Here is a 22,193-nt window from a genome sequence, read left to right on the forward strand (position 1 = left end):
GGCATCGGTCTTTCCAACGTTGGAAGAACACCAGGAGGCCACCCCCCATGCCCCTGAACCGCCGACAGTTCGTCACCACCGCACTCACCGCGGGCGCCGCGATCCCGCTGCTGCCGGCCGCGCCCGCCCATGCCGCCGCCGGGGGTGGAGCCCCGGGCCGTGCCTCGTCCCGGGTCGCCCCCGCCCCCGGCGGTCTCTACAGCCCCAACGCCGCCCCGCTGGCCCCCACCGCCTTCCTGCGCCTGCCGCCCGGCGCGGTCACCGCCCGCGGCTGGCTGGACGGCCGGCTCCGGCAGCAACTCGCCGGGCTGTGCGGGCAGTACGCCTCGACCTCGCACTTCCTGGCCATGGACAACAGCGGCTGGGTCCACCCGGAGAAATCCGGCTGGGAAGAGGTCCCGTACTGGCTGCGCGGCTACACCGACCTGGCGATCCTCACCGGCGACAGCACCGCGCTGGCCGCCGTACGCCGCTGGGTCGACGCGATCGTCGCCACCGCGCAGCCGGACGGCTTCTTCGGCCCGACCTCGCTGCGCACCTCGCTCGGCGGCGGCCCGGACTTCTGGCCGTACCTGCCGCTGACGTGGGCGCTGCGCAACTGGCAGGAGTACAGCGCCGACGCCAGGATTGTGCCGCTGCTGACCGCGTTCTTCCGCTACATGAACGCGCAGGGCCCCGGCGCCTTCAACCAGAGCTGGGTCTCGGTCCGCTGGGGCGACGGCCTGGACAGCGTCTTCTGGCTCTACAACCGCACCGGCGACTCCTTCCTGCTCGGCCTCGCCGACAAGATCCACGCCGGCGGCGCGAACTGGGTGAACAACCTGCCGAGCCTGCACAACGTCAACATCGCCCAGGGCTTCCGCGAACCCGCCCAGTACGCGCTGCGCTCGCCGTCCACCGCGCTGTCCCAGGCCGCGTACCAGAACTACACCGCCGTGATGACCGCCTACGGGCAGTTCCCCGGCGGCGGCTTCGCGGGCGACGAGAACGCCAGGCCCGGCTTCGGCGACCCCCGGCAGGGCTTCGAGACCTGCGGCATCGTCGAGTTCATGGCCAGCCACCAGCTGCTGACCCGGATCACCGGCGACCCGGTGTGGGCCGACCGCTGCGAGGACCTGGCCTTCAACTCGCTGCCCGCCGCGCTCGACCCGACCGGCAAGGCGGTGCACTACATCACCAGCGCCAACAGCGTGGACCTGGACAACACCGCCAAGACGCAGGGGCAGTTCCAGAACAACTGGGCCATGCAGGCCTTCCTGCCCGGCGTCGACCAATACCGCTGCTGCCCGCACAACTACGGCATGGGCTGGCCGTACTTCACCGAGGAGCTGTGGCTGGCCACCCCCGACCACGGCCTGGCCGCCGCGATGTACGCACCCAGCGCGGTGACCGCGAAGGTCGCCGGCGGCACCCAGGTGACCCTCACCGAGACCACCGACTACCCCTTCGCCGACACCGTGACGCTCACCGTCAGCGCCCCGGGACCGCTGGCCTTCCCGCTGTATCTGCGCATTCCCGGCTGGTGCACCGCCCCCCGCCTCACCGTCAACGGCGCTGCCGTCGGCGCCTCCGCGGGACCGGCCTTCACCGTCGTCAACCGCACATGGAACAACGGCGATTCGGTCGTGCTCACCCTGCCGCAGGCCACCACCGTACGCACCTGGCCCGGCAACCACGGCGCCACCGGCATCGACCACGGCCCGCTCAGCTACGCGCTGTCCATCGGCGAGAGCTACGTCAAGACCGGCGGCAGCACGCAATTCCCCGAATACGCCGTGCACGCCACCGGCGCGTGGAACTACGGGCTCGCCCTGGACGCCGGCACCACCGCGTTCAGCCGCGCCGGCGGCCCGCTGCCCGCCGACCCCTTCACCCGTGACAGCACCCCGGTGCACATCACCGCGCCCGCCCGCCGGATCGCCGAATGGCAGGCGGACAGCCAGCACGTCGTCACCCCGCTCCAGGCGTCACCGGCCCGCAGCACGGCCGCCGTCGAGACCGTCACCCTGATCCCGATGGGTGCCGCCCGGCTGAGGATCGCCGCCTTCCCCACCACCGCGGCCAACGGCCACCAGTGGTCCACCACCGGCGACTACCGCAGGATCCGCAACCGCAACTCCGGCAAGGTGATGGGCGTCGACGTGATGTCGACCGCGAACAGCGCGCACGTCGTGCAGTTCGACGACAACGGCACCGCGGACCACCTGTGGCAGCTGGTGGACAACGGCGACGGCTGGTACCGGATCCGCAACCTCAACTCGCAGAAGGTGCTGGGCGTGGACCTGATGTCCACGGCCAACAGCGCCCAGGTGGTGCAGTTCGACGACAACGGCACCGCGGACCACCTGTGGCAGCTGGTGGACAACGGCGACGGCTGGTACCGGATCCGCAACCGCAACTCCGGCAAGGTCCTCGGCGTGGACCTGATGTCGACCGCCAACAGCGCGCCCGTCGTCCAGTACGACGACAACGGCACCGCCGACCACCTGTGGCAGTTCGTCTGACCCTCCGGCGGCCGGTCCTCCGGCCGTCGATCCGCCGACCGCGGCCGGTCCCGCGACGGCAGCCGCAGGACCCCGCCGCACCGCTCCCTCGACTCCCCCCACCCCTCCCCGAGGACGGACCCCCATGACTTCCGATGACCTCCGCACGCCCGGGCCAGGGCGCCGCGACCTGCTCAAGTGGAGCGGCGCGCTGACCGCGGCCGCCGCCACCGGCGGCTTCTTCACCCTCACCGCCGCGCCGGCCGCCCAGGCGCGGGCCGCCGCGCAGGGGCTCGCCCCGGCCGCGAGCACCTTCGGGCCGATCCGGCCGCCCGCCGTGCCGCTCGCCGTCCGCTCGATGTACCTGTCGACCTGGCTGCCGGCGGACAACCTGGCCGGCACCTGGCCCACCTTCTGGAACGGCCACATCACCGCGCTGTGCGGCCTGGCCAGGATCGACGGCGCCGCCTACATCTTCGCCGGCTCACCCGCGCTGCCCGCGGGACCCGCGCTGGCCACCATGCAGCAGACCTCGCTGCAACTGACCGCGACCCGCTCGGTGTACACGCTCACCGGCGGCGGCGTCACCTTGACCGTCACCTTCTTCTCCCCGGTCGACCTCGGCAATCTCCAGCGCCAGTCGGTGCCGCTCAGCTACGTCACCGTGCAGGCCGCGAGCGCCGACGGCCGCGCCCACGCGGTCGACGTCCACCTCGATGTGTCGGGGGAGTGGGTGCACGGCGACACCGCCACCCCCATCACCTGGGACCTCCAGCAGGCCGGCCGGATGACGGTGCTCAGCGCGCAGCCCGCCACCCCCGGAGTGCTGCAGGAGCACGGCGACCAGGCCTCATGGGGCCGGCTGGTGCTGGCCGCGCCCAGCGGCACCGGGGTCACCGCGCAGATCGGGCAGGACACCGTCGTCCGCGCCGCCTCGGCGGGCAACGGGCGGCTCGACGGCTCGGTCGACAGCGCCAAACCCCGTGCCATCAGCGACCGCTGGCCGGTGCTGGGCCTCAACCGCGACTTCGGCACCGTCAACCCGGGCACGCCGTCAGCGGAATTCACCGTCACCCTCGGCCATGTCCGCACCCCCGCGGTCACCTACCTCGGCGCCCAGCTCCAGCCGTGGTGGACGCACTACTGGGGCTCCTGGACCGACATGGTCGGCTGGTTCGACGCCGACCACGCCGCCGCCCTCAGCTCGGCCGCCGCCCTCGACCAGCGCATCCACAACGACGCGGTCGCGGCGGCCGGCGGCGGCGCCACCGGCGACCACTACGCGGCCGTCTGCGCCCTCGCGCTGCGCCAGGCGGTGGCCGGCACCGAACTGGTCGACCGGAACGGATCGCCCTGGGCGTTCCTGAAGGAGATCTCCTCCGACGGCAACATGTCCACCATCGACGTGACCTACCCGGCCTTCCCCGCCTACCTCTACCTCTCGCCCGCCTACCTGCGGCTGCTGCTCGAACCGCTGCTGGACTACGCCGAACACGGCGGCTGGCCCAAGGAGTTCGCCGAGCACGACCTCGGCTCCGGCTACCCCAACGCGACCGGGCACAACGACGGCAACGAGGAGGACATGCCGGTCGAGGAGTCCGCGAACATCCTCATCATGGCCGCCGCCCTCCTCCAGCGGCTGCCCGCCGCCGACGCCGCCGCCTTCGCCGCCGCCCACTACCCGATCCTGCGCCGGTGGGCCGAATACCTCGCCGCCAACGCCCTCGACCCCGGCTTCCAGAACCAGACCGACGACTTCACCGGCTTCATCGCGCACAGCGCCAACCTCGCGCTCAAGGGCATCGTCGGCATCGGTGCGATGAGCGTGGTCGCCGCCGTGAACGGCAACACCGCGGACGCCGCCCACTACCGCACCCTGGCCCGCAGCTACATCAGCCGCTGGACGTCAATGGCCGAGGACTCCTCCGGCGGGCACCTCAAACTCGCCTACGACCAGGACGGCACCTGGAGCCTGAAGTACAACGGCTTCCCCGACCGGCTGCTCGGCCTCGACCTGGTCCCCACCGGCACCGCCGCCCGCGAGGCCGCCTGGTATTCCGCGCGGGCCGGCGCCAACGGCGTCGTCCTCGACCCGCGCAACGACTACACCAAGGGCGACTGGGAGGTGTGGACCGCCGCCTGGCTCGCCGACCACGGGACGACCCGCGACCAACTGGTCAACGGCGTCTACAACTTCGCCAACAGCACACCCCAGCGCGTGCCGTTCAGCGACTGGTACGTCGTCGCCAGCGGCGCCCAACGCGGCTTCCAGGACCGGCCGGTGGTCGGCGGGATGTTCGCCCTGCTGCTGCCGCCGGCCGCCTCCGCGGTGAGCTGGCACCGCATCCAGAACCGCAACTCGGGCAAGGTGCTGGCCGTCTCCGGCATGTCGCTGGCCGACACCGCCGAGGTCACGCAGTACGCCGACAACGGCACCGCCGACCATGTGTGGACCCTGCTGGACAACGGGGACGGCACCGTACGCATCGCCAACCGCAACAGCGGCAAGGTGCTCGCCGTCCACGACCAGAGCACCGCCGACGGCGCCCACGTCCAGCAGTACCAGGACAACGGCACCCCCGACCACCTGTGGCGCATCACCGACAACGGCGACGGCTGGTCGAAGATCGTCAACGTCCACTCCGGCAAGGTGCTCGCGGTGGACGGCATGTCGCAGGCCGACAGCGCCCAGGTCACCCAGTGGACCGACAACGGTTCGGCCGACCACCTGTGGCGGCTGATCTGACGTGCCGTGAGCCGTGCCCACGGCACGTCGGACGGATCCCGCCGGTGCCTCCTCCTCGCCCGGCGGGGTCCGTGGCACGCCCCTGCCGGGCGGGGCGGGGTCAGCAGGGCTCGCGCCAGGCGTCGAGCGACAGGTGCTTGGCCATCGAGCTGAATCCCAGCTTGCGCACCGCCGGACAGAAGCGGGCCGGCTTCAGCTCGTACTCGACGTGGAAGACCGGCTTGCCGGCCGCGATGAACGGCGACAGCCGCCCGCACTCGTCGTACTGCGCGCACTGCTCGTCCACCGAGAAGTCGAAGTCCCGCAGCAGCTGCGGCACTTGGCCGAGGTCGTTCTTGAGCCCGACGGCGAGCCCGCGGGCGTGGGCGAGACCGGCGATCATCCGGTTGTACGCGAGCTGGTCGGCGGCCGTCAGCGGGAAGCCGGTGGAATCGGCGTACCCCTCGACCAGATCGGGCTCGACCGCGTCGAAGCCCTTGGCGCGGCACATGTCGAAGCGGGCCGCCATCAGCGGGCGCAGCCGGTCGAGGGCGCGGATGTCCAGCCAGCGTTCGCCGTCCCAGCCGTCGCCGCGGCCCAGCAGCGCGGTCGGGAAGCGCGCGGCGTCCGGGCGGAAGGACTCCCACGCACCGGCGTTGACGTAGCAGATCACCCGGCGCCCGGCGTGGTGCAGCCGCGTGACGACCCCGGCGTCGTTCTCGAACCCGTCGATGTCGTAGACCGGTACGTCGACGGACGTGTCGACGGTGCCGCTGAGCTGCCACTGCCAGGCGGCGCCGGGAGCCGGCCGCCACCGCCCCGCGGCTGCCGCCGCCCCGGAGCCGGACGGGGACGGGGGAGTGCGCGCGGAGGCCGGCGCGGACGGAGCCGGGCCGCTGTCGCCGCCGCCCGGCGAGGAGCAGCCCGCCGCCGCGAGCAGCAGCACGGCCACGGCGCCGAGCGCGCGGGCGGCCCGGCCGCTCACGCGGCGCCCGACGGCACGTACTGCCAGGGATTGGGCGGCCCGCCCGGCACCGCGCAGTGCACGGCCGCGCCCCGCCCCGCCGCCGTGCGCGCCACCGCGCGCGCGGCCGCGGTCCCGGGCACGCCGTAGACCAGGTGGCAGAAGCGGGACGGGGGATGGGCCGCCGTCCAGCCGGGAACGGCCGCCGCCGTGTAGTCCTCCCAGCTGCCCTCGTACGTCACCAGCAGGTCCGCGACCGCCGCGTAGCCGGGGTCGGGGTGCACCCCGGGGTTGAGCACGACGGCCCGCGCACCACCGCGCCGGGCGGCCACCGCCACCCGCCGGTAGTACCGCAGCCGGTCGCGGCCGGAGGCGACCCGGTCGAAGAAGACCCCGCTCACCCCGTACCAGTCCTGGTGCCGCCGCAGGTCGCGAGCGACCTCCCGGGCGGGCCGGGCCGCGTAGTCGGTGTCCACATAGCCGAACAGCCGCACTCCGGCCGCCCGCAGCCGCCGCGCCGCCGCCGCGACGACCGTGTCGGGCGGCCCGGCTCCCGGCCCGTCCGCGACGTTGACCACCACGCCGTACAGCCGCCCCGCCGCCTGCTCCAGCGCCCGCCAGGCACCCGGGTCGAGGGCGGGATGGACGTACAGCGGCACGAGCAGCGAGCGCGCGGCGGCGACGGGCGGCACCGCGGGCTGCGCCACCGCCTCCGGCGGCGTGCGCTCGGGCCCCGGCGCGTACGGCGGTACGGGCGTGGGGCCGCCGTACGCCGCCGGCCGCTCGGGGGCGGTCATGCCGACGCCCCGGCGGCCGGGGCGGTGGTGAGCCACAGCGCCGCCAGCGCGTCGCGCAGGGTGCGGGCCGGCTGCCAGCCCAGGGCCGCGGCGGCCAGCGCGATGTCCGCGCACACCCAGGACGCGGCGGCCGAGCGCTCCGAGCCCGCGCCCGACTCCTCGATCCGCCCGGTGAAGCCGGCCAGCCCGGCCAGCTCCGCCGCCAGATCGCGGGCCGGCCTGGCGCGGCCCGACCCGATGTTCAGCACCGGGGGCAGCGGCCCGGCGGCGGTGGCGGCCAGCGCCACCGCCGCCGCCACGTCGTTCACGTCCACGAAGTCACGGTACGCGCCCAGGTCGCCGGTGCGGACCGCCCCGTCCGGCGGTGCGGCGCGGAAGGCGGCGGCGAGCCGCCCGGGCAGCCCGGACGCGGGTGCGCCCGGGCCGACCGGGTTGAAGACCCGCAGCACCACCGCGTCGAGCCCCGACCCGGTCACCGCCAAGGTGCCCGCCAGCTTCGTGGCGCCGTAGACCCCGGCGGGCCGGGCCGCGGCCGACTCGTGGACCGGTGTCCCGGGCGTCCCGGGGCCGTACTCCGCGGCCGAGCCCAGCTGCACCAGCCGGGCCGCGGGCACCGCGGCGGCCATCGCCTCGCACAGCGCGGCCGGGCCGCGGGCGTTGACCGCCGCCAGTGTGCTCGCCGGCCCGCCGGTGAGCCCGGCGCAGTTGACCACCACGTCGGGGCCGAGCGCCGCGAGCCCGCCGGCCAGCACGTCCACCGGCACCGTGCCCAGGTCGGCCGGCAGGTCCGGCGCCGGGCGACCGCCCGCACCGCCCCCGCCGTCCGGCGCCGCGCGCCCGCCGTGCAGCACGGTCGCCCCGGGCAGCGCGCCGAGCCGCGCGGTCACCGGGGCGCCGAGGTAGCCCGCGCCGCCGAGCACCAGAATCCTGCTCATGCCGTGCTCACGCCCCCTTGAGCAGCAGCCCGCGCAGGCTGCTGAATTCGGCGTTCGCCCGGTCGTAGTCGTCGGGTCGGCCGATGTCCAGCCAGTAGCCGCCGAAGTCGTGGGCGTGCGGCGGCCGGTTCGCGGCGAGCAGGTCGAGCACCAGCTCGTCGAAGCCCAGCGGCAGCCCCGGCGTGTAGCCCGAGAGCGTGTCCCGGGAGACCCCGTAGACCCCCATCGACACCCGGTAGTCCATGCTCGGCTTCTCGGTGAAGCCCACCACCTGGCCCTCGTCGGTGGTGAGCACCCCGAAGTCGATGTTGACGGTGCGCCGGTAGGTGGCGATCGTCAGCGGGGCGCCGGAGCCGCTGTGCCCGCGCAGTAACTGCGCGAAGTCCAGGTCCGTGAGCACATCGCCGTTCATCACCAGGAAGTGCTCGGGCAGTTCGTCGCGCATCGTCAGCAGCGGGCCCATCGTGCCCAGCGGGTTGTCCTCGGTCACATAGTCGACGTCGATCCCCCACTGGGAGCCGTCGCCGACGTAGGCGCGGATGATGTTGCCGAGGTGGCCGATGGCGATCGTGCAGCGGAGGAAGCCCGCGGCGGCCAGCTGCCTGAGCACGATCTCCAGGATCGCGTGGCTGTCGCCGATCGGCACCAGCGGCTTGGGCAGCGCGGTGGTGTAGGGCCGCAGGCGTACGCCCTTGCCGCCCGCGAGGATGACTGCGTGCATGGTGGGTCCCCCCAGAAGTGGTGTGGTCAGGGTCGATTCCGACGTACGGTCAGACGTTGTAGGCGCCGGTCCTGTAGCGGGCCAGGTGGACCGGGTCGCGGAAGAAGTCGATGGTGCGGGCGAGGCCGTCCTCCAGCCGGTGGGCGGGCGCCCAGCCGGTCGCCTCGCGCAGCCGGCTCGCGTCGCACACCAGCCGCATCACCTCGGACCCGGCCGGGCGCAGCCGCTGCGGGTCCTCCAGCACCGCCAGGTCGGTGTCCATCAGGGTGCCGATCAGCCGCACCAGGTCGCCGACCGAGATCTCGCCGCCCGTACCGGCGTTGAAGGTCCTGCCGACCACCCGCTCGGCCGGCGCGGTCCCCACCGCGAGGAAGGCGGCAGCGGTGTCCTTGACGTAGGTGAAGTCCCGGGTGGGCCGCAGATCGCCCAGCGTCACCTTGCGCTCCCCGGCGGCGACCTGCCCGATCACGGTCGGGATCACCGCCCGCATCGACTGCCGGGGGCCGAAGGTGTTGAAGGGCCGCAGCGTCACCACCGGGGTGCCGAAACTGGCGTGGTAGCTGTCGGCGAGCCGGTCGCCGCCCGCCTTGGACGCCGCGTAGGGCGACTGGGTCACGATCGGGTGGTCCTCGCTGATCGGTACGGTCTGCGCGGTGCCGTACGTCTCGCTGGTCGAGGTGTGCACCAGCCGCGGTATGCCCGACTCCCGTACCGCCTCAAGGACGTTGAGGGTGCCGCTGACATTGGTGTCGACGTAGCTGCGCGGCGCCCGGTAGGAGTACGGGATCGCGATCAGCGCGGCCAGGTGGTAGACGGTGTCGCAGCCGGCGACCAGGTCGCGCACCGAGCCGGGGTCGCGGACATCGCCCAGGACGACGTCCACGCAGTCCGTCACCTCGGGCGGCAGCAGCTCCAGCCAGCCGTGCGAGGAGAAGGAGTTGTACTGCACCATCGCGCGCACCCGGCGGCCGGAGGCGACCAGCGCCTCGACCAGGTGCGAGCCGATGAAGCCCTCGGCGCCGGTGACGGCGACGGCAGTTGCGGTGGACACAGGTGTGATCTCCTTGTGGCAGAGGTGACGTGAGGTACCCGCCGGGGGACGGGCGGTCAGCGGTGTGCGGTGACCCGGGCGGTGACGGTGGCGGCCGCGGTGAGCAGGACGGCGGCGGCGCCCGCACCGGTCAGGCCGATGACGGCGCCGGGCGCGCCGATGTGCGCGGCGAGCAGCGCCACGGCGGTCGTGGTCGCTGCCGACAGCACGGCGGCGGCGGGCCAGGGCCGGTCGCAGGACTGGAGCAGCAGCGCGAGCCACAGCGTGCAGCCGAGCGCCAGCAGCACGCCCAGATGCGGCGCGTCCCAGGGCGCGGCCCCCGGCAGCGCCGCGGACTCGGCGCCGGCCAGCGCCACCAGCGCGGCGGCGTAGGCCCCCAGGCAGCGCGCCAGCACCCGCCACGACCGGGTGAAGAGCCGCTCACCGACCCCGGTCCTGCGCAGCGCCGCCAGAGCGCGGCTGCGGAAGCGGAAGAGCAGCCATTCGGCCACCCCCATGCTCACGGTGAGCGTGGCGACGAATTCCCCGGCCAGGGCCGCGGTCACCACCAGCGCCCCGGCGCCGAGCCCGCCGAGCGCCAGCGGCACCGACCGGCCCACCGGCACGTGCGGGCCGCCCTCCCCGGCCTCCCCGCCCTCGCGCGGCTCCGGCCGCCCGGCGCGGGTCCGGCTCCCGCGCAGCCGGACGCCGAACCACCCGGCCCCCGCGGCGCGGGCGGCACCGCCCGCGGTGTGCACCGCCGCGGCGATGGCGGCGCCGACCGTCGCCGTGAGGATCGCGGCGACCACGGGCGAGGGGAGTCCCGTCGCGCCGCACCCGGCCGCCACGGTCAGCGGCGCCAGCACGTACAGCAGGGACCGCTCGCGGCCGAGCACCAGCAGGACGGTGGCCGCCGCCATGTACAGCGCCTGGCCGAGCGCGAAGAGCGGCGGCGCCGGGTGCGCGACGCCCGTCACGGCCAGCGCCGCCGCCGTGGCCGGCACGGTGCCCGCGGCGGCGCCCACGAGCAGGCAGCGGGCCGCCGCCCGCGGGCGCTGCGCGAGCAGCAGCAGGCCCGCCCGGTGCGAGAGCCCCTGGTTCCAGCTCCAGCTGCACAGCGCCGCCGCCGCCCAGCCCGCGACCGCGGCGGTCACCCCGAACGGCCCGTCGGGGCCGTCCGCCCAGCGCCCGCCGACGACATAGGCGACGCCCGGCAGCGCGAAGGTCAGTCCGCGCAGGACACAGCGCCCGGCGTCGGTGCGCCACGGGTCGGCGGCCGGTTCCGGCTCGGGGTAGGCGCGCGGCACCAGCGCGAAGAGCGACTCGGCGAGCGAGAACAGGTCCCGGTGCTCGTAGTGCCCGGTGACCTGCTCGTCGGTCAGCCCCTCGGACTCCAGCAGCGCCGCGATCTCGTCCGGGTGCACCGCGCTCGCGCACGGCCCGGCCAGCCGCTCCGCCAGCTCGACGACCGGGTCGCTCTGCGCCCACGACGGCGTCCGCCGCCGCCGCGGCAGCCGCACCACCGCGCCCCTCGCCCCGTCGGCGCCGGCCGCGCCCACCAGCGACAGCGGCCCGCTCACGCCGTGCCCTCCGCGGCGGCCCGCTGCCCGGACCCCGCCGCGGTGTCGGCGCGCCGGACCCGGGACATCCACGTCACCCCGCCGTACTGCTGCCCGGTGCGCGGCTCGGCCGGCGACAGGCCGGTGTAGATGCCGCGGAAGGCGTCGATGGTCTGCCGCAGGGTGAACTGGTCGATGACCCGCAGCCGGGCCGCCTCGCCCAGCGCGGCCCGCCGCACCGGGTCGCGCAGCAGCGCCAGGGCGGCCACCGCCATGGCAGCGGGGTCGCGCGGCGGGACGACGAGGCCGGTCTCGCCGACCGCCTCGCGCACCCCGCCGACGTCGGTCGAGACGGTGCAGCGCCCGCAGGACATCGCCTCGATGAGGGTAAAGGGGAAGCCCTCGCTGATGCTGGAGAGCATCACGACCTGCCCGGCCGCGTAGGCGGTGCGGATGTCGTCCACCCGGCCCTCGAAGCTGACCGCCCCGGCGGACCCGAGCGCGGCGGCCAGCGCCTCGCAGCGCGCGCGGTAGTCCTCGCCGCCGCGCGGGGTGCCGCCGAAGATCCGCAGCCGCGCCTCGGGTATCTCCTCGCGGACCAGCGCGAACGCGCGGATCAGCGTCTCCAGGTCCTTGATCGGGTCGATCCGCCCGGCCCAGGTCAGCGTCGGCACCTCGGGTTCGGGCCCGGCGAGCGGGAAGGCGGCGGGGTCGACCCCGTTGTAGACGGTACGGATACGGCCCGCGTCGGCGCCGCCGTGCTCCTCCCAGCGGCGGTTGTAGCGGTTGCCCGGGGTGATCAGCGCGCTGTGCCGGTAGGCCTCGCGGGCCAGCAGCCGGAAGAAGTGCAGCATCAGGGACTTCACCGGCCAGCGGTAGGGGCCCGTGCGGTGGCCGAGGTAGCGCTCCCGCTGGTAGACGCCGTGTTCGGTGAGCAGCAGCGGCACCTGGTCGCGGTGGTGGGCGAGCAGCCCCGGCAGGGTGGCGAGGCCGCCGCTGACCGCGTGCGCGACTCCGGTCGGCGCGCCGGCGGCCAGCGGGCGCAGCGCGTGCTCCAGCAGGTCGGTGCCGGTCAGCGCGTCGTACTGGGTCGGCAGGGCCGCCGCCACGTCCGTACCCGGGCGCCGCCACAGCCCGGCCAGGGCGCGTACGGCCGCCTCGGAGCGCAGGCCCGCCGACAGCGTGCCGGCGTCCGCCCAGTCGGCGAGGTCGTACAGCGCGGGGCCGAACAGCTCGTCGGTGCCGGCCCTTTCACCGTCCCCGCCGCGTCCGCCCTCGGCCAGCAGCGAGGTCAGCAGCCGCTCCCAGGCGCTGAGGAAGGCCCGCCGGTCCCGGCCGCGCGGCTCCTTCCCCCGGGGGACGGCGCCCCACATCGGTATCGACTCCACCGCCCGCACGTGCGACGGCAGTTCCCACACCGGCTGCTCACGTCCCGTCGCGGTGACGGCCGTGACCCGGAAGTCCACATCGGGCATGGCGCGTACGAGCTGGTCGCACCAGACGCTGACCCCGCCGGGGCTGTGCGGGTAGGTCCCCTCGGTCAGCAGCGTCACCTGCGCGATACGCGAGGGCGGTTGGCCGAGCACTGCGTGCATGTGTCCCCCCGGGACAGGTCGGTACGGCCGGGGCGCGGGCGCGCCCCGGCGTGCGGGCGGGGCGGTCACCGCCCCGCCCGCACGCGTTCGCGTCTGCCGTGTCAGGGCCGCTTGCTGTCGCCGGGCCCGGCGGGCACGGCGACCGCCACGCCCTTGGGCACCGGCAGCCGGCCGACCGGGGCGGCGAGCGCCGCCGGGCTGTTCGCGGCGGCCTTCGCCGGCGCCGCGGGCACCGCGCCGGACGGCAGGGTCAGCGACACCGCGAACTGCAGCAGCCCCGGCTGCGTCCAGCCCGACAGCCGGCCCGCGTAGGCGGTGCCGAAGGCCGTGGAGCCGAGCAGTTGGGCCTGCCGGGTGCCGGACGGGACGGTCGCGTCCACCTGGACGCCGCTCGGCGCGCTGACGGTGACCGTGTCGCCGATGCGGTAGGCGGTGACGTCGCCGCCCTTCCACGCCGTGCTCCACGCGGCCCTGCGCTGCAATTCGGTGGCGATGTCCGAGGTCCGCAGATTCACCGTGGGCGTGTTCGCCGCGAACAGCGCCGCGTAGTCGCCGAGCACCCGCTCCAGCACCGGGTACGCGATCCGGTCCTCGGCCAGGTTCGACTGGTGGAGGAAGTGCGGGCGCGGATTGTTGCCCAGCACATGGCCGAGGTCGATCCTCGACTCCAGCGGCACGATGTACGACGCGTAGCCGGTGGCCGGGTCCAACGGGGCGGTCAGGCAGGTGGAGTTGCCGGAGGTCGTGCAGGCGCCGCTGCCGCCCTGGGCCTGGCTGGTGTAGATCCAGTTGTACTCGTCGGTCTCCTCCTGCGCCGTGCCGGCGTTGTAGAAGACGTTCATCGGGAAGCGCGGCACGGTGACCGCGGGGCCGGCCTGGCGCTGGTCGGGCTCACGGGAGTTGTCGCTGGCCAGGTACTTCACACCGAGCACGGTCAGCGCGGAGGCGAGGTTGGGGTTGTCGGCGGGCTGCTGCGGCAGCAGCTTGAGCCCGGAGTGCTCGCCGGTCACCAGCTCCTGGTCGTTCAGGGACAGTCCGTGCGTCGCCGCCCAGGTGCGGTTGTCCTGCACCGCCGAGGTGATGTCGGAGGTGCTCACCCACTGGACGGCGCCGCTCGCGGTCGTCTGGCAGCGCCACGGCACCACGCTCACGTCCTGCACACAGCCCAGGAAGGAGTGCAGATAGGTGTGGTTGACCCACCGGTAGGTGTTCTTGTCGGCGATCAGCTGGTTCGCCAGCGGGTCGGTCGTCGTGTCGTGGTCGGACTTCCAGTCCTCGCTGCCGCCGCCGTTGAAGACGAAGTCGAAGGTGAGGCCGTGCGCCTTCGACCACTGAGCGGCGTAGGCCGCGTCCGCCGCCGTCATCCGGACCGGGTCGGTGTCGTCCCCGGTGCCGATCGGGCAGTCCACGTCGCCCGGCGTGCAGTTGAGGGTGGGATTCCACCGGTCGTCGGCGAGGAAGACGTCGTCGACCTGCACCTCGAAGTAGTTGCGGTCGGCGCCCAGGTGGATGCCCTGCGTCATCCACTCCACGATGCCGCGGGCCAGCAGCCGGAACTGCTGCTGGTACTGGTTGTAGACGAACGGGATCACCAGCTCGCTGCGCCCGTCGTGCGTGTACTGCCCGACCAGCACCCCGCGTTCGGTGCTGCCCGGGATCGGCGCGTCCACCAGCGGGGTGAAGCTCGCCCCGGCCGCCTGGGTGGCCAGTGGCGTCGCCAGGTAGCCGTAACTCTCCGACTGGTAGGGGTCGTTGTCCTCGAAGGGCACCGCGCCCTTGAGGTACCCGAAGTCGCCCGCCGCGCCCTGCGCGGTCACCTGCCCCTGCACGCCGTCCAGCGGGCCGAGGTAGCCGCCGGTCTGCGCGTAGTTGAGCCCGACCGAGGGCTGCGCGTAGGTGTACGCGTCCACCTGCCGGATACCGAAGGCTGTCTCGTACGCCGCCAGGGCCGCCATCTCCGTGGAGCCCGCGCCGAACGGGTTGTCGCTGGGCAGCACCACCGCCTGGAATTTGGCCCGAGGCCGCCCCGACACGGTGTCGCTCAGGAAGCCCGCGGTGATCACCGGCCGGCCCGCCGCGGTGAGGTCCACCGTGGTGTACGGAGTGCCCGCACCGTCCAGCTCCGAGGTGATGGCCGCGGTCGCCGGACCGCCGTCGTCCACCACCAGCACCCTGAGATCGACCCGCGGCGGCACCGCGGCCCGCGCCGACGGCGGCGCGACCGCCAGTGCCACCAGTGCCGCCGCGGACGCGACGGTTGCGGCGCGTAAAGCTCTGCCCATGAATTTCCTCCCCCGGCAGCCGCCGATTCCCGATCGGCGTGCTCCCACTCCAACGGCCCTTTCCGGCCGTATTCCGGGGACCATCGTGGGGTAGATCGCGGAGGAGTTGTGACCATTTTGCGGAGGTGACTGGACCGCATGCGTCATGCGTCGCGGGGGCGTGCGGGACTTCGTGCCTCCCACCTGCGGCGTTGATCTCTGTCATGCTCACGGCGCGCACGGATTATCGACCTAAATGATGAATGACCGAGCATATTTTCGATTCATGCTGGGAAAGCCGAATGAATCGACAACACATGCGAATCCGTGCGCCCCGAAAAGTGCCTGCCGCGGCAGAGTGATTACGCGTGCGCCCCGTGGAGGCGGGTTCAGTCGATCGGGGGCGGGGCCGGCGCCGGCGTGGGCTCGGGTGTGGGCGGCACCGGGGACGGCGGGGTCGGCAGCGGGCTCGGGGCGGGGCCGGGAATCGGACTCGGCTCCGGCGTCGGAACCGGGTCGGGCCCCGGCGACGGCTCGTCCGGGGGCGTCGGCAGCGGCGGGTAGGGGTCGGGAAACGGGGTGGACATGGCACCCTCCAAAGAAGATCGCGTTCCGTTCGCCCCCACGCGTACCCCGGTCCCGCGCACCCATGCGGCGCGCCCTGGCGGCGCCCGGCTTCCACCCGAACGGACCCGCCGGCCGCCGTCCGTACCCCGGCGGCCAACGCGGCCCGCCCCGGCGGGAGTCGGGCGCGCGCCCGCCGAGGAGCACCGGCCGGACGTGCCGTCCCGGCGGGCGGGAAGCCCGGCGGCGCCGTGGGATACCGGAAGAGTGCCGGCCGAGCCGTTGGAGCGGTCACAGGACCGCCCCCGGCACGGGAGAGCCGTATGCGCGCCGGCCGGATATTCGCAGCCGCCCTCGCCCTGGCCGGGCCGGCGGTGCCGGCCGCCCTGGCGGCACTGGTGGCCCTGGCCGCCGCGGCGCCCGCTTCTGCGGCGGCCCCGGCCGACCCCTCCGGCTTCACCGCCACCCCGGCCACCGTCACTCCCGGTGAGATCGTCACCTTGCGCGCGACCGGCTGCGCGGGTCCCGCGACCGCCTCGGCGCCCGGCCTGTTCGGCGCGGTGGCCCTCGGTGCGGGCGGCGGCGCCGGGCAGAGCGCGACGGTCACCGTCGGGCGGTACGCGAGGCCAGGCGCGCGCTACGACATCGGCTTCGGCTGCGACGGCGGGCAGGGCACCGTGCCGCTGGCCGTCGAGGAGCGGGCCGCCGCCATGCCCGGCACGCTGCGGACCGGACTCGGCGGCGGCGTGACCGGCCCGGGCTCGCTCAAGGTCGTGGCCGTCGGCGCGCTGGTCGGCGTGACGGGCCTGGCCGTCGTACGCCGCCGTCGTCCGGCCTGCGCCTGACGGCCTGAGCGTGAGGGCCTGCGCCTGACGGGCTGCGTCTGCGTCTGCCCCGGGACTGGCGCCCGGGGCCGCTCGGGTCGGGGTATGCCGCCGAACGGGGCATACTGGCTGTAATGCCTATGAAGCCTGCCGAAGTGCATCCCGCGATTCGCCGCGCGGAAGCGGCCCGATGACCGCAGGCCCGACCCCCGGAGCGAGTGCATGACAGCGCGTAACCGGTCGGTCCGCAGCGGCTACGACCCCAGGGTCGGGCCGATCCTCGCCCTGGGACGGCCTCCGGAGACGGAGATCGGCCCGGGGGAGCGGCTGGCCATGAACGGCATGGGCAGCTTCGACTGGGACCTCGACCAGGGGGTGCTGGAACTCGACGAGGCCGCCCTGCGGGTCTTCGACCTGCGGCCCGGCGAATTCGACGGGCGGCCCGAGTCGCTGGTGCTGCGGGTCCCGCCCGAGGAGGGCGCCCGGGTGGACTACGCGCTCAGGAGAGCGCTCCAGGCCGGCCGCCGCACCTACGGCGGCTACTTCCAGGTGACCCGCAGGGACGGCGCCAAGCAGTGGTCGCACACCCAGGGCACGATCCTGCGCGACAAGCGGGGCAACGCCTACCGCATCGTCGGCATCGTCAGGGACGCCACCGACGAGCTGACCCACACCCCCGACGTGCGCGTCAGCCGGCCGGCGGGGGAGCGGCAGAGCCTCGCCCCGATCGTCCGGCTCACCACCGAGGCGCTGTCCCGCGCGGTGACCGTCGAGGAGGTCACCGCGGTGCTCACCGGCGCGGGCGGGCTCGAGCGCTTCGGCGCCGACGGACTGGCGCTCGGGCTGGTGGAGGGCGGCAATCTGCGGATCGTCGGGGTCAGCGGCGAGCCGGTGGCCGGGATGTCGGGGCTGTCCCCGCGCCGCCTGGACGGCGCGCTGCCGCTGGGCGAGGCCGTGATGACCCAGCGGCCGCGTTTCGTCAGCTCCTTCGCCGAGCTGGGAGAGCGGTTTCCCGCGGTCCTGCCGTATGTCGCGGCCATGGACGAGCTGAACGCCGCCGCTTTCCTGCCGCTGGTCGCCCAGGCCCGCTCCATCGGCGGTCTGGCGCTCTTCTACCGCTCCGGCGACGTCTTCACCCACACCCACCGCGAGCTGTGCGCGGCGCTCGCCGCGATCGTGGCGCAGTCCCTGCAGCGGGCGATGCTCTTCGACCGGGAGCGGGAGTTCGCCACCGGGCTGCAGGCCGCGATGCTGCCCCGGGACGTACCGCGCTTCGACGGCGCCGACATCGCGGTCCGCTACCACACCGCGTCCAGCGGCCGGGAGGTCGGCGGCGACTGGTACGACGTGGTGGCGCTGCCGCAGAACCGGGTGGGCCTGGTCGTCGGCGACGTCCAGGGCCACGACACCCACGCCGCGGCCGTCATGGGCCAGCTGCGGATCGCGCTGCGCGCCTACGCGGCCGAGGGCCACCCGCCGTCGACCGTGCTGGCCAGGGCCTCCCGCTTCCTCGCGGAGCTGGACACCGAGCGCTTCGCGACCTGCGCGTACGCCGAACTCGACCTGACGGGCGGCTCGGTGCGCGCGGCCAGGGCCGGCCACCTCGGGCCGCTGGTGCGGCACACCGACGGCCGCACCGGCTGGCCCCATGTGCGCGGCGGCCTGCCGCTGGGCCTGGCCACCGCCTTGGACCTGCACGAATTCCCCGAGACCCGGCTCGATCTGGTGCCCGGCGAGACCCTGGTGTTCTGCACGGACGGGCTGGTCGAGGAACGCGACCTGGACATCACCATCGGCATGGAGGCGCTGGCCGCGGCGGTGCGGGACGGCCCCGACGAGGCCGAGGAGCTGGCCGACCACCTCGCGGACAACCTGTGGGAGCGCTGGGGCTCGCAGGACGACGTGGCTCTGCTGATCCTGCGCCGCGACCCCGACCCCGGCACTTCGCGGGCGCCCAGGATGCACTCCTACGTCCACCAGGCCGACCCCGAGGGGCTGGCCGACGCCCGCCTCGCGCTGCGCCAGGCGCTGGAGGCGTGGCAGCTCGCCGAGCTGGCCGACGACCTCGAAGTCGCCGCGGGCGAACTGCTGGTGAATGTGCTGCTGCACACCGAGGGCGGCGCCGTGATGACCCTTGAGGTGCTGCCCGAACCGGTCCGCCGGGTCCGGCTGACCGTGCAGGACCGCTCCAGCGTGTGGCCGCGCCGCCGCAGCCCCGGCGAGGCCGCCACCTCCGGCCGCGGGCTGCTGATGATCGAGGCGCTTGCCATCCACTGGGGTGTCGAGCCGCGGGGCGACGGCAAGGCCGTGTGGTGCGAGTTCGGCCCGGAGAGCCAGCGCAGCCTGCTCGGCTGACGGCCTCCCGCCGGCCGGCGCGGGACCGCCGGCCGGACAGGAGGTGCGGGCGGTCAGCTGATGGTGATCGCCACGTCGTCGATGACGAACGACGTCTGGAGCTTGGAGCCTTCGGTCCCGGTGAATTTCAGCGTGATCGTCTGCCCGGCGTAGGCGCTCAGGTCGAAGGTGCGCTGGGTCCAGCCGGACGCCGCGTTGGCGTTGCTGTACGTCGCCGGGGTGCTCAGGACGGTGCCTGAGGAGTTCAGCACCTGCACCTTGAGGGTGTCGTACGCCGTGCTGCCGGTCTCCGCGGTGTCGATGTGCAGCCAGAAGGAGAGCCGGGCCGAGCAGCCGGACGGGATGGTGACCGACTGGGAGACCGTGTCGGTGGTCGCGGTGCCGTAGCCGTCGAGCCACGCCTTGTAGGAGCCGGCGTGCGCGGGCTCGCCGCTGCTGTTGTTGATCACTCCGCTGCTCGCCGACCACGAGGAAGCGCCGGACTCGAAGCCGGGGTTGGCCAGCAGCTGGCCGCCGGTGCAGCTGCCGCCACCGCCGGTGGTGCCGCCGGTCGGCGGGGTGGTGGGCGGTGTGGTGCTGCCGGAACCGGACAGCCAGGCGGTGGCGTTGAGCGCCAGCGCCGCGTCGGTGCCGGCCGGGTCGTTCCAGCCGTCGTAGAGGGTGTTGCCCGACTGACCGGTGCCGTCGTCGGCGGGCGAGCTGTCGCCCCAGATCGCCACCCGGCCGCTGCCGAAGGTGCTGGTGACGAAGAAGGCGCCGCTGTTGCCCGACGAACCGGTGTGGTAGAGCAGGCCCTTGACGTTCGGGTTGTCGGCCGGCTTGAGGGTGAAGGTGGTGCCGTCGCGCAGGATGCTGCCGGTGACCGTGCCGAACGGGCCGTGCAGCACCGGGTCGGAGGAGCTGCTGATCGCCCGCGGGTTGTCGGTGCTGATGTCGAGCAGGTCGACCGAGAAGCCGAACGGGTCGGTGTTGTCCACCCCGTTGCTGGTCAGCAGGTCGTTGATCACGCACGGCGAGTCGCAGCCGTCGTTGTTGCGGTCGCTGTTGTTGTGGTCCGAGATCAGGAACAGGCCGCCGCCGTTCTTCACGAAGGTCATGACGGCGGTCTTCTCCGCGGCGCTGAGCTTCACGTTGGGCTCGGTCAGCACGAAGGTGTCGAAGTTGCTCAGGTCCTGCGCGTTGGAGCTGTTGCCGTAGGTGATGGTCCGTCCGGACGGCAGCGTGTTGAGGCTGTAGCCGCCGGCCTTCTGCAGGGCGACGCCCCACGAGGACAGCGCGCCGGTCCAGTCGGTCTCGGCGTTCGGTGTGGAGTCCTGGCCGAGCGGGTCGGGCTGGCTGGTGCTGATGATCCAGTCGGCGTTGCCGGCCGTCTCGGCCTTGGTGTTGTCGAACAGCACGCGATGAGTCGCTGCCGCAGCCGCGGCCGGCACCGCGGCGCCGGCCGGTGCGGCCTGCGCGCTGCCGGTGGCGACACCGGCCGCGGCCAGGGCGATCACGCCCAGTGCCGCGGTCGCGCCGAGCGCGATCCTGCTGCGGGACATACGTGGACCAGGCATCCGTCAACCTCCATGTGGGGGGCGGTGGGTGGGGTGCGGGAATCGATTCTGCGCGCGTAGAAGCTGTGGCTGATGTGGCGGACGTTACGGGCGGATGAACGCTCCAGGTCAACTGGTCGCCGCCCGCGCGCCGCCGGCCGATGAATCACCCGGACGGTGTAATGGCGGGGTGCCGGGTTGCGCCGGGCGGGTGCCGTCCGCCGCCGCCCGGCCGCAGCACCGCCGCCCGGCGCCGGGGCGGGGGCAGGATGGCGGCGCAGCCGCATGGACCCGGCCGCCGCGGGTACCCGCGCCTCGTGGGCGCCCGGCCCGCGCGCCCGCCCGGCCGGCCCGCGGCACGAGGAGGAGCAGCATGCCGATCGCCACCGTGAACCCCGCGACCGGGGAGACCGTCCGCACGTTCGACGCACTCGACGCGGACGGGATCGACCAGCGGATCACCGCCGCGCACCGCGCGTTCCGCGGCTGGCGCGAGACCGACTTCGGTACCAGGGCCCGGCTGCTGCACGCCGCCGCCGACCTGCTCGACAAGGAGCGGGACGAGATCGCCCGCGTCATGACCACCGAGATGGGCAAGACGCTGGCCGCGGCCCGCGCGGAGGCGGCCAAGTGCGCCAAGTCGATGCACTGGTACGCCGCCCACGCCGAGGACCTGCTCGCCGACGAGCACCCGGCCGCCGCCGACGTCGAGGACAGCGGCGCCACGCGCGCGTACGTCCGCTACCGGCCGCTCGGGGTGGTGCTCGCGGTGATGCCGTGGAATTTCCCGCTCTGGCAGGTGATCAGATTCGCCGCCCCCGCGCTGATGGCGGGGAACGTCGGGCTGCTCAAGCACGCCTCCAACGTCCCGCAGACCGCGCTCTACCTCGGCGGGCTGTTCCACCGGGCCGGCTTCCCCGAGGGCTGCTTCCAGACGCTGCTGGTCGGCTCCGGCGCGATCGAGGACGTCCTGCGCGACCCGCGGGTGGCCGCCGCCACCCTCACCGGCAGTGAGGGCGCGGGCCGCGCGGTGGCCGCGATCGCGGGCGACGAGGTCAAGAAGACGGTGCTGGAACTCGGCGGCAGCGACCCCTTCGTGGTGATGCCGTCGGCCGCGGACGAGCTGGACCGCGCGGTCGAGGTCGCCGTCACCGCCCGGGTGCAGAACAACGGCCAGTCCTGCATCGCCGCCAAGCGCTTCATCGTCCACACCGACATCCACGACGCCTTCGCCGAGCGCTTCAGCCGGGCGATGAGCGCCCTGCGGGTGGGCGATCCGACGACACCGTCCACCGACGTCGGCCCGCTGGCCACCGAGCAGGGCAGGGCCGACCTGGAGGAGCTGGTCGAGGACGCGCTCGCCAAGGGGGCGCAGGCGCTGTGCGGGGCCCGCCGCCCCAAGGCGCTGCCGCCCGGCTGGTACTACGAGCCGACCGTGCTCACCGGGGTCACCGAGCGGATGCGCATCCACCGCGAGGAGGCGTTCGGCCCGGTGGCCACCCTCTACCGGGTGGCGGACCTGGACGCCGCCGTCGCGCTGGCCAACGACACGCCCTTCGGCCTGAGTTCCAATGTGTGGACCACCGACGAGGACGAGCAGCGCCGCTTCGTCCGTGACCTGGAGGCGGGCGGGGTGTTCTTCAACGGCATGACCGCCTCGCACCCGGCGCTGCCCTTCGGCGGCGTCAAGCGCTCCGGCTACGGCCGCGAGCTGTCCGCGCACGGGATCCGCGAGTTCTGCAACATCACCACCGTCTGGTACGGCCGCTGACCCCGGACGCCACTGCGTTGTCATGTACATCTGCCTCCCCATGGGGAGTCGTCTTCACCCATGGGGAGGCAGAA

Annotated in this window: 14 protein-coding genes; 5 read left to right on the forward strand and 9 right to left on the reverse strand. The window is 74.1% G+C overall.

Going from position 1 to position 22,193, the window contains the following annotated elements; translation table 11 throughout:
* The first annotated feature begins 47 nt into the window (after window positions 1-47).
* Window positions 48-2,504 carry an RICIN domain-containing protein gene (locus OHA86_RS32075; RefSeq protein ID WP_329180961.1) on the forward strand — a complete coding sequence of 819 codons (2,457 nt, stop codon included), beginning with the start codon at window positions 48-50 and terminating at the stop codon, window positions 2,502-2,504.
* Between the two features lie 124 nt (window positions 2,505-2,628).
* Entirely contained in the window at window positions 2,629-5,229 is a 2,601-nt protein-coding gene (locus tag OHA86_RS32080; RefSeq protein WP_329180963.1) for a glutaminase domain-containing protein, read from the forward strand.
* A 100-nt stretch (window positions 5,230-5,329) separates the two neighbouring features.
* Here the strand turns inward: OHA86_RS32080 and OHA86_RS32085 are convergent, their stop codons facing one another.
* From OHA86_RS32085 to OHA86_RS32120, 8 genes are all read right to left on the reverse strand, one after another.
* Window positions 5,330-6,193: an endo alpha-1,4 polygalactosaminidase gene (locus tag OHA86_RS32085; RefSeq protein ID WP_329180965.1), complete on the reverse strand. Its 864-nt coding sequence runs from the start codon at window positions 6,191-6,193 to the stop codon at window positions 5,330-5,332.
* A complete protein-coding gene (locus OHA86_RS32090) occupies window positions 6,190-6,969 on the reverse strand; it encodes a spherulation-specific family 4 protein (protein ID WP_329180967.1) in 780 nt (259 codons plus the stop codon). The genes OHA86_RS32085 and OHA86_RS32090 overlap by 4 nt, the downstream gene beginning before the upstream one ends.
* Window positions 6,966-7,904 (reverse strand): NAD-dependent epimerase/dehydratase family protein, encoded by a 939-nt coding sequence (locus OHA86_RS32095; RefSeq protein WP_329180969.1) that lies wholly within the window; start codon window positions 7,902-7,904, stop codon window positions 6,966-6,968. The genes OHA86_RS32090 and OHA86_RS32095 overlap by 4 nt, the downstream gene beginning before the upstream one ends.
* Before the next feature lie 7 nt (window positions 7,905-7,911).
* On the reverse strand, window positions 7,912-8,625 hold the full coding sequence (locus OHA86_RS32100) for a sugar phosphate nucleotidyltransferase (RefSeq protein WP_329180971.1): 714 nt from the start codon (window positions 8,623-8,625) through the stop codon (window positions 7,912-7,914).
* A gap of 49 nt (window positions 8,626-8,674) precedes the next feature.
* Window positions 8,675-9,676, reverse strand: coding sequence for an SDR family NAD(P)-dependent oxidoreductase (locus tag OHA86_RS32105; protein ID WP_329180973.1), 1,002 nt, complete (start codon window positions 9,674-9,676; stop codon window positions 8,675-8,677).
* A gap of 56 nt (window positions 9,677-9,732) precedes the next feature.
* Entirely contained in the window at window positions 9,733-11,235 is a 1,503-nt protein-coding gene (locus tag OHA86_RS32110; protein WP_329180975.1) for a hypothetical protein, read from the reverse strand.
* A complete protein-coding gene (gene pelF / locus OHA86_RS32115; RefSeq protein ID WP_329180977.1) occupies window positions 11,232-12,809 on the reverse strand; it encodes a GT4 family glycosyltransferase PelF in 1,578 nt (525 codons plus the stop codon). Before pelF ends, OHA86_RS32110 begins: the two co-directional genes overlap by 4 nt.
* 101 nt (window positions 12,810-12,910) lie before the next feature.
* Complete coding sequence (locus OHA86_RS32120) at window positions 12,911-15,091, reverse strand: hypothetical protein (protein ID WP_329180979.1); 2,181 nt, start codon at window positions 15,089-15,091, stop codon at window positions 12,911-12,913.
* A gap of 866 nt (window positions 15,092-15,957) precedes the next feature.
* Between OHA86_RS32120 and OHA86_RS32125 the strand changes: the two genes are divergently transcribed.
* Complete coding sequence (locus OHA86_RS32125; RefSeq protein ID WP_329180981.1) at window positions 15,958-16,479, forward strand: hypothetical protein; 522 nt, start codon at window positions 15,958-15,960, stop codon at window positions 16,477-16,479.
* Window positions 16,480-16,680: 201 nt separating this feature from the next.
* Window positions 16,681-18,813 carry a SpoIIE family protein phosphatase gene (locus OHA86_RS32130; protein ID WP_329180983.1) on the forward strand — a complete coding sequence of 711 codons (2,133 nt, stop codon included), beginning with the start codon at window positions 16,681-16,683 and terminating at the stop codon, window positions 18,811-18,813.
* Window positions 18,814-18,866: 53 nt separating this feature from the next.
* Here OHA86_RS32130 and OHA86_RS32135 read toward each other — a convergent pair whose 3' ends face one another.
* On the reverse strand, window positions 18,867-20,369 hold the full coding sequence (locus OHA86_RS32135) for a choice-of-anchor J domain-containing protein (protein WP_329180985.1): 1,503 nt from the start codon (window positions 20,367-20,369) through the stop codon (window positions 18,867-18,869).
* A 352-nt stretch (window positions 20,370-20,721) separates the two neighbouring features.
* Between OHA86_RS32135 and OHA86_RS32140 the strand changes: the two genes are divergently transcribed.
* Window positions 20,722-22,119, forward strand: coding sequence for an NADP-dependent succinic semialdehyde dehydrogenase (locus OHA86_RS32140; protein ID WP_329180987.1), 1,398 nt, complete (start codon window positions 20,722-20,724; stop codon window positions 22,117-22,119).
* Window positions 22,120-22,193 lie beyond the last annotated feature (74 nt).

The organism is Streptomyces sp. NBC_01477 (genome assembly GCF_036227245.1).
GTDB lineage: Bacteria > Actinomycetota > Actinomycetes > Streptomycetales > Streptomycetaceae > Actinacidiphila.